9 protein-coding genes are annotated in these 13,044 nt (G+C 44.7%); 4 read left to right on the top strand and 5 right to left on the bottom strand.

The window, feature by feature from the left end; genetic code table 11:
- Positions 1-16: 16 nt before the first annotated feature.
- The 4 genes from A4R26_RS30325 to A4R26_RS30310 form a co-directional block, all read right to left on the bottom strand.
- Positions 17-1,699, bottom strand: a complete 1,683-nt coding sequence (locus A4R26_RS30325) for a RagB/SusD family nutrient uptake outer membrane protein (RefSeq protein ID WP_081170280.1) — start codon at positions 1,697-1,699, stop codon at positions 17-19.
- Positions 1,700-1,728: 29 nt separating this feature from the next.
- Positions 1,729-4,494: a SusC/RagA family TonB-linked outer membrane protein gene (locus A4R26_RS30320; RefSeq protein WP_133054829.1), complete on the bottom strand. Its 2,766-nt coding sequence runs from the start codon at positions 4,492-4,494 to the stop codon at positions 1,729-1,731.
- A gap of 385 nt (positions 4,495-4,879) precedes the next feature.
- Positions 4,880-7,777: a triple tyrosine motif-containing protein gene (locus A4R26_RS30315; RefSeq protein WP_081170278.1), complete on the bottom strand. Its 2,898-nt coding sequence runs from the start codon at positions 7,775-7,777 to the stop codon at positions 4,880-4,882.
- A 50-nt stretch (positions 7,778-7,827) separates the two neighbouring features.
- Positions 7,828-8,301 (bottom strand): DUF986 family protein, encoded by a 474-nt coding sequence (locus tag A4R26_RS30310; protein ID WP_081170277.1) that lies wholly within the window; start codon positions 8,299-8,301, stop codon positions 7,828-7,830.
- Positions 8,302-8,394: 93 nt separating this feature from the next.
- On the opposite strand from A4R26_RS30310, the gene A4R26_RS30305 reads away from it, so the two are divergent.
- The 4 genes from A4R26_RS30305 (at position 8,395) to A4R26_RS30290 (ending at position 12,641) form a co-directional block, all read left to right on the top strand.
- Entirely contained in the window at positions 8,395-9,777 is a 1,383-nt protein-coding gene (locus tag A4R26_RS30305; protein ID WP_081170276.1) for a serine hydrolase domain-containing protein, read from the top strand.
- Positions 9,778-9,820: 43 nt separating this feature from the next.
- Positions 9,821-10,366 carry a hypothetical protein gene (locus A4R26_RS30300; RefSeq protein ID WP_081170275.1) on the top strand — a complete coding sequence of 182 codons (546 nt, stop codon included), beginning with the start codon at positions 9,821-9,823 and terminating at the stop codon, positions 10,364-10,366.
- Positions 10,367-10,502: 136 nt separating this feature from the next.
- Positions 10,503-11,402: a helix-turn-helix domain-containing protein gene (locus tag A4R26_RS30295; protein WP_081170274.1), complete on the top strand. Its 900-nt coding sequence runs from the start codon at positions 10,503-10,505 to the stop codon at positions 11,400-11,402.
- Between the two features lie 399 nt (positions 11,403-11,801).
- A complete protein-coding gene (locus tag A4R26_RS30290) occupies positions 11,802-12,641 on the top strand; it encodes an SDR family oxidoreductase (protein ID WP_081170273.1) in 840 nt (279 codons plus the stop codon).
- Between the two features lie 76 nt (positions 12,642-12,717).
- On the opposite strand, the gene A4R26_RS30285 is transcribed toward A4R26_RS30290, so the two are convergent.
- Positions 12,718-13,044: T9SS type A sorting domain-containing protein (locus tag A4R26_RS30285; protein WP_133054828.1), on the bottom strand; the 327-nt coding region annotated here is incomplete at its 5' end.

Genomic DNA, 13,044 nt, shown 5'->3' with positions numbered 1-13,044 from the left:
AGTTATTGAGCGGTTATTACCAACCGTAGTTTTGGATAAGAAGGGGATTTTTAGTGATTTCATCGTGTGGAATGGGATAGAAATACATTTTTGGTGCGGTGAACACGATGGCTCCGGCGGTTACCGGCTGATAGGTGAACACGCCGTTATTGTTTGTGATCTTCATTCCTCCAAGGTTCTTATTCAATTCCTGTTCAGCTGTTTTCCAACGGCGAAGGTCCCAGTAGCGTTGCTCTTCAAACGCCATTTCAACGCGGCGCTCGTTTTGAATTACAATACGCATACTGTCTTTTGATAGTGTTGCGCTAAGGCCATATCTGGCATCTGCACCGGCAGCTATGCCGGCACGTTTACGCAAATTGATCAGCTGGTTGTATACAAATTGTACGGGACCTGAATACTCATTCAATGCTTCGGCATAGTTCAGCATCACTTCCGCAGAACGGAACAAAACGAAATTGTGATTCTGCGCGGTGTAGGCTGTAGCCGTGCTGAAGTTGCCCATGAATTTTCTCATGTAATAACCCGTTCTGGTTTGTTGGGCGTTAAAACCTGGTTTGTCGAGCCCGCCTTCATAAGTTTGAACCGCGCGGTTCAGCCATTGCGCGCCATTGGTAAATACTGTAAGGGCCAAACGCGGATCGCGGTTGGTATAGGGAGCGGCAGGGTTATAGTTTGAACCGGCTTCGTCGATGAATTTTCCGTTGTTCATGCCAAACGCATTTACCAGGTCCTGGGTGGGACTGGTTTGTCCATACCCCGTACCGCCTTCGCTGTACCCCACCGGGCCGTTATTGGTTTCCACATCGGTGGTCGTTCCGCGGAGGTACGAGAGAATAACTTCGTTATTCCTTCTGTGTATAAATACGTTGTTGTATGCAGTTTCAAGCGGATATACATTCAACGCCAGCAGATCATTGGCAGCTATGGCAGCTTTGTTCCAGCGTTCAACGTCATAAGCGGCATATCCCATCAACTCCCTTTGTTCACCGCTGGCGCCGGCAGGTACCCCGCCATTGTATAACGGGCTGGCCGCGTATAACAGGGTCCTTGCTTTCAATGCGAGGGCTGCGCCCCGCGATGCTTTGCCGAAATCATTTGACGCTATAGGTTCAGCGCGCAGCATTCCCTTTACAGCATCGCATTCCGCCACTATGTAATTCACGCATTGTTCAAAGGTGTTGCGCTTTAGTTGAATTCTGTCGGTGGTACTGAAAACAGTATCGCCGACAATGGGCACACCACCGTAGCGCTTCAGCAATTCAAAATAAAAATAGGCACGTAAAAAGCGGGCTTCGGCTTTCCAGATGATCACCTCGGCCGGCTTGGGTACTACATCTACGTTGCGTAGAAACAGGTTTGCTTTGCGAATACCTTCATAGTTCTTCGTCCACGCCGCTTCAGGATTGTTGCTGTTGGTGATATTGCTATTGATGAGCAGTTGTATGGTTGTACCATTGCGTGAGGGAATAGCGTCATCGGTAGCTGTTTCCAACACATCGCCGCCGATACGGTTAAAACCCGTTGGCATGCTGGTATATAAATTGGCCAGCGCCTGCTGGGCGGCCAGCCCGTTCTTGTCGAGGGGGTCAAACACGTATTCTTCTGTATAAAACTCCTGGGGACCGTTGTTCATTTTCTTACAACCGGCCACCAACAACACAACCGCACTTACTATTATTATATTTTTCAGATGCATACAAGTCGTTTTAAATAGTTCAATTGGGTCTATAACTTAATGGTAACACCGGCTGTGCAGGTTTTCATGATCGGGTAAACGCCGGTTGTATTTTCAGGATCGATATTACTATCGTTCAACTTTGAAATAGTAACCAGGTTCGTGGCATTGATAAAGAACCGCACCTGATCGACCTTCAGCCTGGGCAACAATTTTTGCGGAATGGCATAACCGAGCTCTATATTCTTCAACCGCAGGAAGTTGCCCGAACGGATCCAGTATGAGGAAGTGACCATATTGTTTGGGTTATTGCCCACCCATAACCTCGGGTAACCGGCATTGTTATTACCGGGTGTCCAGCGGTTCTCATGCATTTCCATAGCCTGGCCTTTGCCATTGTTCTGAAAAGCGCGGTAGCCGGTCAATTGTACATCGCGGTTGTGCGCACCCTGCCACAGCATGGTAAGATTGAGTCCTTTATAACCGATGCCGGCATTGGCGCCATAGAAAACAAAAGGTTGTTGATTGCCTATAGGTTGCTGATCGAAACCATCGATGATGCCATCATTGTTAAGATCTTTATAGCGAATGTCGCCGGGCACAATATTGTTGCCCTGGAAGGCATGAGCGGTTATTTCATCTTTCGAATTAAACAAACCATCGGCTACATAACCATAGGCCTGCCCCACAGGTTTACCGGTTTGCGCCATATATGAATAAGGCCAGGCCGGTTCTGCCATATATTCTACTTTGTTCTTCAGCACGGTTACATTCGGTGCAATGAAATAATGGAACCCATCTTTTTCACGCTGCCAGGTTGCCTGCAATTCCAGTCCCTTATACCTGTTGGTTCCTATATTCTGTTGTGCATAGGCGGTTCCCAACATCGAAGAACCGCTGGCAGGCGTTTGAACCAGATCGAAATATTTGTCGTTGAAATAATCTACAGAGAAAGTGAGCGCACGGTTGAACAGGGTGGCTTCCAGGCCGGCGGAGATCTTGTCGGCTTTTTCCCAGGTAATATGGGGGTTGGCGAGGCTACCCTGCTGCAGCGTTACAGTTTGGGCCGCGGGCGGAATGGTATTTCCAAATCCATATCCATCGCCGGTTACATAATACTGGTAGTAATCATAATATCCTACGTTGGCGTTACCGGTTCTGCCGCCCGATACACGCAGTTTCAGATCGTTCAGCCATTCCACATTGTTTTTTACGAAATTTTCCCTGGCGATATTCCAGCCCAGTCCAACCGCGGGAAATAAACCATACCGTTTGCTTTTGGGAAAACGTTCGGTGCCGTTATACCCTGCCGTTGCTTCAAACAGGTATTTATCATTATGGCTGTATGAAACTTTGGCGCTTATTCCGCTGTAATTAAAGGGCAGTTCACTATTCACCATGCGGTTGTCATTGCTGGCCACAACAATGGCATCCAAATGACTGGCGCCATTGAATTCTTTACTATACCCCATCGAGAATTCGGTATAGAACAACCGGTTCTGGCTATTGATGGTAATTGTATTTACCATGTCGCCGGCAATGCCGTATTTTGTATACATGGGGTGACCGGCATTGTCGGTAGTTTCTTTAAACACGGCAAATGTTTTGCTGCGGTTTGTCGATTCGCGCTGATAAGCATTTACCGCACCGAGCACTTTTACCCACAACCCCTTTGCAATTACATCGAGGTTGCCCCTCACATTAAGATCAACTTTGAAATCGCGCTCATACGATGGCCGGTAACCCGTAAGCACTGATTGTGCGTAAATGTTCGTCAGGTAATCGGCATTGCCGCCCAGTGAGCCATCGGAATTTAAAACAGGGTACGCATTATTGGGTGTGTTGAAAAAGTTGGTGAAAATAGACGCCGTGTTGGCGCCCGGCTGGTTGGTGTTCTGAATTCTGCCAAACAGGTTCAGCGATGAGCTGATGAATTTATTCAGGTTTACCTGAACGTTCGATCTTAAAATATACCGCTTGTAATCGGCATTGGTATTATAAGTATTGAATCCTTCTTTTTTGAATAATCCACCCTGGTGCAGGTAATCGAGGTTCACAAAATAACGGGTGTTCAGGTTACCGCCCGAAATAGAAACATCGTAACGGCTGAACGGCGCGGTGTTCTTCAGCACCTGCTTCTGCCAGTTTACATCAGGATGTTCTTTGGGATCGGAGCCATTTTGATAGGCGGCCAGGTCGCTTTGCGAGTACAGGGGCGCCAGTCCATCATTGGCCAGGGCTTCATTGTACAGGGTTGCATATTTATATGCATTTACAAACTTTGGCAACTGCGTGGGCATTTGAACACCATGTTGCACGCTTGCTTCAATATGCTGTCCGTTGCGCGAGCCTTTTTTGGTGGTAATGAGGATGGCGCCATTTCCGCCACGCATACCGAGCATGGCGGTGGCCACCGCATCTTTCAGAATGGTGATCGATTCGATCTGTTCGGGGTTGATGGATGGAAAACTTTGCGGCGTTCCATCGATCAGCACCATAGGGGCCTGACCGCGGAGCAGGAATGAATAATCATCGTTACCCGGTTCACCGGATGTTTGAAAAGCATGTAAGCCGGCTACACGACCTGCCAGCCAGCCGCCAAAAGTGGGGGTGTTGGTTTTAATGAGGTCGGGTGTGAACACTTCCGAAACGGCCGATGTACTATTTTTTTTGGGTTGTACCTGGTACAACAAATTATAATTATTGCTCCCGGGTACAATGGTAACAGGTTGTGGTGTGCTGTCTGTTTGGGCTTTTACAAAGGGGGATAAAATCAGGCTAGACAGGATAACCAAAGACAATCGTTTTTGACGCATAGATGGCAGCTGTTTGGTTTTTCGAATTGTAAAAAAACGAATAAACAGCACTAAACGTCAATTTTGGGCTACGTCAAAACCTCGTCAGTCTAAAACTTAATTATTGATAATCAATCAGATGAAGCTACAGCAACCTTATTTCGGTACGCAAAGGCCTAAAAGCGATACGAAAAGACGTAAAAAAGCCAACGCATACCGCGGACTGCAACGTCTTTCTTTTTCAGACTGAGAGGGACTATTCGGGAGGATCAAATTGCGGAGGCAGTCGTTCAGCGTTGGGCCTTCAACATTCAGCGTTGTGCTCAGCGTTGCTCGTTTTGCGTTCTGCGTATTGCGTTGCGCGTTCAGCATTCTGCTTTCTGCGTTCTGCGTTGCCGTTCATCGTTCACATTGACATCAGAAAATCGTACAAACTGGTATCATTGCTGGTTAATCCCAGCTTTTTGCGGAGGCGGTACCTGCCGGTTTCCACGCCCCTGATGGAGATGTTCATAAGGTGGGCGATCTCCTTACTGGTTAAATTCAACCGCAGGTAAGCGGCCATTTTTAGCTCGGTGGGGGTAAGATCGGGCCATTGCTCTTTCAGCTTTTTCAAAAAATTGGAATGTACCTGGTCGAAGTGCTCGGTAAACTGCTCCCATTCCCGGGTAACATCGAGCTCGCTGTCGATCATGCGGATGATCTTTTGGAACTCTTTTGAGGCGGCCCTGGTTTCTTCATTGTTTTTGAAAGCGTTGAGGTCGTCCTTGATCTTTGAAAAAAGTTCCATTTTCCGCACCAGGTTCATGGCAGTGGAAGCAAGCTGCGAGTTCTTGTGCTCGATATCGGTTTGCAGCTTTTCATTTTTTAACTGAATGATCTCTTTTTCCCGTTTACCCATTTGCAGTTCATGAAGGATCTGCAGTTGTTTCTGTTCTTCGGCGTACCGCAGTTGCTGCTGCAGTAATTTTTGCGCTTCCCGTTTGCGGTATTTGAATTGTTGATTTTTATAGAACCAATACAAAATGGCGAACAACAGTACACCATATAATATATATGCCCACCAGGTGCGGTACCAGGGTGGCAAAATGGTGAAGGAATAGCTGGTAACCGGCGACTCATTATCGACGTTGTTCCTGCTTTTTACCTGGAAAACATAGTTCCCCGGCGGCAGGTTGGTATAATCTTTCTCAGTTTTCCGGCTCCATGCGCTCCATTCTTTGTCGAACCCTTTTAAAAAGTAGCTATACGAAGTGGTTTGTTGTTGTGCATATGTTATGGCGCTGCATTCAAAATACAATGAGTTGGAAGCGTAAGCAATATCAGGATTAACGGTTGTTAGCGCCTGGCCGTAGCCGCCATAAATAAGCGCTTCCTTTTTTGAATCAACCTGTACCTTTCTGATGAGCGTGCTGAGCGGCAACCTGCTTTTTTTATACCGCGCATAATTTACATGGAAGAACCCTTTTTCAGCTGCAATCAACACATTGTTGCTGTCGATGATATTGATGTTTTCGAACCCGTTGCTCATGATGCGGTCGTCGAGTTCGGGCAGGTACACCAGCCGGTATTTGCCGTTGTCATATTCCGCCACTCCTACTCTCTTGCGGCTGCAGAACCAGATGTTGCCGTTTTTGTCGTCTTTTAGATAATCGATTGGCGTATCGCCAAAAAGCTTTTTGAAAAAAGTGGAAGGAACAAAATCATCGAGAGCATTATCGAATTCAAAAATGCCATTATCGGTGGTCAATACCATTCGGCCGGCAATACGATAGAGGTGATTATGATTCTGCGAGAGGATCTTTTTCTTATCGGCATAGTTTGTAACTACCGGTTGTTTGTTTTCATTGAAAGAAACCATGTACAGTCCTTTATAAGGATGTATTGCCCAAATGATGTTCTTATTCTTTACCACATAGCGGGCCGACTCAAAAGTTACCTGGTCGTTTGAAATGGTGATGCGGCCATTATTATAATTGTAGAAATTGATCCCGTTATATGTTCCGGCAACGATCACAGAAGAAGGAACACTGTCGTATAAGGGAACAAAGATCCAGAAGCCGGTTCTTTTATCGAGTAGGGTGGCTTTATTATCATTTACTATGAACCCCGACTGGCTGTGGCCCATCAACAGCTGGCCGTTCACTTCCGAAACATTCCATACCTGTCCTTTTGAATTTTCAACCAGCGAAAATGAACTTTTGATATAACTGATATCTTCACCGCTGCCGGTAAGATCGGCTTTGTACAAACCGGTGGCCACACCCAGGTACAGCCGGTTCTTATGAACAATAGAGGTATAACCGGTATTGCGGTCAATGGGCTCGGGAAAGATATTTTTGATAGCGTTGTTGTACGAAACAAGGTCGATGCCATTATCGAGGCCCAGCCAGAGGTTACGGTCTTTGTCGACAAACATGCTTAGCACGTTGTTGTTCTGGATGCCTTCGCTTTTTGTAAGGCGTTGAATAAAATTCCCTTTCTTATCAATTACTATACACCCGCCAAGGTTGGTGTTCAATGCAATTTTACCGGGCGACAGCAAGCAGGCGCCGAAAATATTTTCGGCGGCAATATCATTTATGTCGGGCGTTTCGAAAGGTATAACTGTTTCGCCTTTTAAGATAAACAAGCCATGGGCAATGGAAGTCAGCAACAGGCTGTCGTTACCAAGATGGGTAACGGCTTTTATTTGTATGCCTTTGGGTAATGAACCCGTTTTTATACGCGGAAGCCAGTTGCCATTATTATAATACAACAAACCTTTCTGGTATTCAAATGCCAGCAACTGGTTATTTGCATAACCAAGGAAGCCCCAGTAAACACTGGAATACGATCTTAAAACGGCATTCGCATATTCGAATATTCTTTTGTTAGAATGAAAAAAGATGCGATCGTTAACTATCTGAATGGCCCATACATCGGCAAAATCGTTCTCTGCTGTTGGTAAATCTTTACGCAGGGAAGTATATTCCAGTTCACCATATTGATTGGGGGAGAAATAACCAAACTCCTGCTGGCCGCCAACATAAATTCTGTCGTTCTTATCGATGGCCAGGGAGCGAACGATGGTTGCATTGGGAATGGGATAGGTACGCCAGAAGGTGCCGTCGAAACTTAGCAGGCCATTGTTATTGGCAAAGTACATGATACCGTGGCGGTCCTGCGCAATGCCCCAGTTCTGCCGGCCGGCATTATACTCCTGTTTATAGTAATTGGTAATATTGGGAATACCGATGGTATTTTGAGCGCACACAAATAGCCCGCAGAGGAATACGGTTATTAACAGGCATATTTTTTTCATTAGCAGCAGTACATTTGGCGATAAAAATAACAAGTTTGGCAGAAAAGCGCTTAATCAACTTTAAAATACTTTATTATATAGGCTGCTATAACCTTTGGTTTTTGATCCAAAAATAAAAGAGGTTCAAGGTTCAGACGACCTGGTTTTCCCTCTTTTAAATTTAATTTAATATTATCACTACCTTCGAGATCTGAAGCTGACTCAAACTTAATTGACCCGATCTTCTCCCAGCTATAGAATTTCTCTTTTTTAATAATTCCTTTTTCATCTATTACTATAACAGGGTTTTTTCTCAAATAAATGACTACACATATTATTGCTATACAAAGTATTGAAAGGGAAGCAAAAATTATAGCTTTTAAATGACCTTCATAGATCGAGCTTGCCGTTAGTACCAGAAAGAAGACTAAAGCACCTATATAAAAGCCATACGAACGTCTTTTATTAATATTAACATGCAAACTTTCGCCACATTCAATAAACGGGTCATACAATGAAAAAATATCTTTTTCTCTTTTGGGCATGGCATAAATACATTTTCATAAACATAACTCCAATTTATTACAAATTATAACCTGTAAAGTGCGAATTTTATTAACTCTTAAATTCTTATCTGAATGCGGTTATATAAAAAGATCCTTCGTGTTGTTCTGTTGCTGCTGGCAGTGGCCCTGGGTTACGGAATTTGGTATTGCTGGCGGGCATTCCCCATTATCAGCGGTTACGGCGCCAAGAACCTGGCTTCCGGTATTTACCTGCAACATCGAAATGCCGATAGCGTAATAAAACAGGAGCTATCATTCTTCCCGGTTTCACTGGCATCATACGATATCGATACAAAAGACAGTTCGGTTACCGCCTCCGTTTTCGGACTGGCAAAGATCAAAGCTATTTACCGCCACCGCATCGGTTGTACGCTGGTGAATGATTTTCCCGAAGCAGAGATAAGGCAACAGCGTTTTAACATCCCTGTGCCGTCACCAGAAAACAGGGATACCATTGCCTGGCCATATGGCGATAAGGTAGCCGAACCGGTTCCGGCCAGTGTCGATACCGTTCAATTACAAAAAGCGATCGACAATGCCATGCAGGCGCTCAGTAAAAAAGGGAAACCGGCTTATACCCGCGCCTTCCTGGTGGTGTATGATGGAAAAATAGTCGGTGAACGCTATGCACCCGGTTTTGATAAGAACTCGCCAATGATCGGCTGGTCGATGAGTAAAAGCCTGACCGCCGCCGTTATAGGCGTACTGGTAAAGGCGGGAAAACTACATCCCGATGCGCCGGCGCCGGTACCTGAATGGAAAAACACCGACAAGGAAAAGATCACGCTGAAAGAATTGCTGCAGCAAACAAGCGGGCTCGATTTCACGGAAGATTACGGTTCGCCCAGCGAAGCAACGAATATGTTATTCAAACGTGGCGATATGGGCGCTTTTACCGCCGCCCTGCCTTTAAAATTTCAACCGGGCACCATCTTCAATTATTCAAGCGGCAATGCCAATATTTTAAGCCGCATCATTCGCCACACAGTGGGTGATTCCATTTACCCGGCATTTCCTTATGAGTCATTATTCTATAAAATAAACATGCATTCACTGGTGCTTGAACCCGACGCCTCAGGCACCTACATCGGTTCATCATATAGTTATGCTTCGGCCCGCGATTTTGCCCGCTTTGGCCTACTGTATTATAATAATGGCATGTGGAAGGGTGAACAGTTGTTACCAGACAATTGGGTTCAGCAAACTATTCAACCTGCTTCCGCCAATAAACAAAAACGCTACGGGTACCAGTTCTGGTTAAATGGCGCCGGCGAAACCGACCCTTCGAAACGCTGGTACCCCGATGCACCGGCGGATATGTACTTTGCTGACGGTTTTGGCGGTCAGAATATTTTTATCATTCCCTCCAAAAAACTGATAGTTGTACGGCTGGGCGTTTTAACCATTGATGAAAATAAATATCTTCGGGAAGTGATACAGGCAATAAAAAATTAACCCCGGCAACGGGCTGCAATCCTGTACCTACTAATAAAATAACATGCTAACCTTTATTCTTATAACCGTTGGTTTTATCATCATCTTTGGCGTTCTGTTGTTACTCGGTATTGTTAAAAAAAGCCGCAAGGCCGTTTACTTTTCCCTGCTCTTTTTTCTTTTCGCCCTTTGTACAGGCATCTATACCGGTTATTTATTTGCCCGTAAAGCGTACCATGTTGTAAGAACCGCAGAAAATCCCCTGCAACGAAGCGGGATGGAAATATATACCGCTTTGATGGGCAAACCGGAAACCAATTGTGTAACAGTAACCAATAGCAAAGACCAGTACGTACCGAAGCTCGATTGCTGTATCTGGCTTGAATTCACAGTTTGCCCAACAGAACTTAAGCGTATTATTGCCAAACAACCGTACCGGCGCGATAGCATGGGACTACCCTCCTATGGCTCTGCACCGGCATGGTTTACACCGCAAAAACTGGGCGCCGGCGCAATTGCGCTTTATTATTCGCCCGATCCAAATCATGCGTATTCTCTCTATTTTTCAAAGGACAGTACCCACGCCTATTATTGCGATATGCTGGATTAAGCACCAGTATTTGTTTGAATTTTACAAGTTTTTGTTTGAATCGTATAAAGTGCTGGCCTGGTGATTGTTGTAATTTTATAAGGTGAAGCGGAAACAGTGAAATAAGAGTTACATACATTTTGCTTAAATTTAGTATATGGCCAGAACAGAGACACTGGAAGATTTTTACCGGCAAAAAATGAACTGGTTACCCGATAACCTGAAACAGGATATCGGGCATTTTAATGTATTTAGGGTAGAGGATTGCGTAGGGCAGGGTAAAACCCCTGTGGCTTACACCCGCCGCGATTATTATAAGATCTCCCTCATGCAGGGACCGTATATATATCATTATGCCGATAAAAGTATAGAGGTAACCGGTTCAACACTTATATTCTTCAACCCGAATGTGCCTTACACTTTTGAACCGTTGACCGAAGATCCGAAAGGATTTTTCTGCATTTTCAAGGAAGCGTTTTTTACAGAACGCATTCGCGGTGGCATCAAAGACCTGCCCATGTTCATTGCGGGCAACAAACCCAGTTATGGTTTGAACAAAACGCAGGATAAATTTGTGCAGCAGATATTTGAAAAAATGATCGATGAAATAAAATCCGATTATGCTTTCAAATACGATCTTATCCGTAATTATATTATGGAAATGATCCATTATGCGTTAAAAATGCAACCCACCGAAACCTTATACCAGCATACGGATGCCAATGCGCGGATAACCGCGGTATTCACTGAACTACTTGAAAGGCAGTTCCCCATCGAATCGCCTAACCAGCGTTTCACATTACGTTCGGCGCGGGATTTTGCGTCGCACCTGGCAGTACATGTAAATCATTTAAATCGTGCAATAAGATTGACTACCGGCAAAACCACCACCGAACATATCTTTGAACGGCTTGCCAGTGAGGCCAAAACATTACTGAAGCATACCAATTGGAATATTTCCGAAATCGGTTATTCTTTGGGTTTTGAAGAGCCGGCGCATTTCAATCATTTCTTCAAGAAGCAGACCAATATGACACCGTCGGCGTACAGGAATTAGGTTTGTTGAAAGTGATATAATGTGCTACGCATGAAGTAGTGGATTATAAGTTGGCATTAAGTCGAAAAGTTGATATAGTTGACAAGTTGAAAGGAATACAACTCCTTTTCAGCTTGTCATTTTTTTTGCCCCTAAAAATTTATTAACCTCTCATACTAATCTCCAATTCCTAATCCCTAATTCCTGGTTCCGTTTTCCCTCCTTCAACGCCATCATCTTTATCAACTGTATCAACTACCCTTACAAACTTCAAACAATCTGACCGCCACCCACACATGTTTGAATTATACAATTATCTGTTTGAAAGCGATAATAATGCAGGTAAAAAGCCAATATATCTTTGTGTTATCAAGTTCATGAACGAAGCAAAACTTATAACAATCAAATAAAATATTTTTTATGAAAAATAAAATATGGTTTGTAACCGGCGCGTCAAAAGGATTGGGACTCGCCCTTGTCAAAAAATTATTGTCATCAGGCTATCGCGTAGCCGCCACCTCCCGTAATGTAACCGATCTGCAACGTGCAGTGAATGCCGGCCGAGAAGTATTTCTGCCTTTATCGGTTGATCTTACTAATGAGAACAGCGTTGAAAACGCCATTAGAGAAACCGTTTCACATTTTGGCAGCATCGATGTTGTGGTTAACAATGCAGGCTATGGCTTATTTGGCAGCCTGGAAGAATTAACAGATGAAGAAGTACGGCAGAATTTCGATGTGAATGTATTTGGCGTGCTGAATGTGATCAGGAAAGCATTGCCATACATGCGCAAACAACATTCAGGACACATCTATAACATTGCCTCTATCGGTGGTTTTACCGGTACGTTCCCCGGCTTTGGCAGTTATGTCGCTACCAAATTTGCAATGCATGGCTTTTCAGAATCACTGGCAACTGAAGTTAAACCTTTTGGTATAACCGTATCGATAGTTTCGCCCGGTTATTTCAGGACCGAATTTCTCGATGCATCGCTGGGAGTTCCTAAAAATGAGATCGCCGATTATAAAAACGTTCGCGAGTCTCAAAATGCTCACCAGAACCAGATCAATAACAAACAGACAGGTGACCCGGTTAAAGCAGCCGCTGTAATGATCGAAATTGCCGAGCAACAAAATCCGCCATTACATGTATTCCTTGGTAAGGATTCATATCAGATGGCTGAGCTCAAAATAAAAGCAGTGCAACAGGACATGGAATCGGTAAGAGCGCTGGCTACCTCTACCGATCATGAGCAATAAATAGTTTTTCATGGCTAAAGAAAAAGGGGTGACACGGTTTTTCCGTGGCCACCCCTTATTTTTTATGGATGTACAGTTATTTGATCAATAACGTACGACTTAATTTGTTTTGTCCGTCTGTCCACATTAATTTATAAACACCAGCCTGCAATCCATTCAGGGAAATGGTTGTTTGTGGCGTATTGCGTCCCACAACAATTTGTTTCAATACCCGGCCTGTCATATCAACCAACTGCAAACGAGTTCTGTGCGTGGTAACAGGCTGCTGCCAGATCACATACTTCGATGCGGGGTTGGGATACAGTACAAAAGAGGTGCGTGTAGTTCCGGCTGCGGTGATGGTACGTGCATTTACAAACAAGGTATCGTTACCCGTAGTATCGGCAATAAATGTGAAGCCGGG

Source organism: Niastella populi (assembly GCF_002078015.1).
Lineage (GTDB): Bacteria > Bacteroidota > Bacteroidia > Chitinophagales > Chitinophagaceae > Niastella > Niastella populi.
Note: the sequence above shows the minus strand (reverse complement) of the source record. Positions and strands in the feature narration are given on the sequence as shown.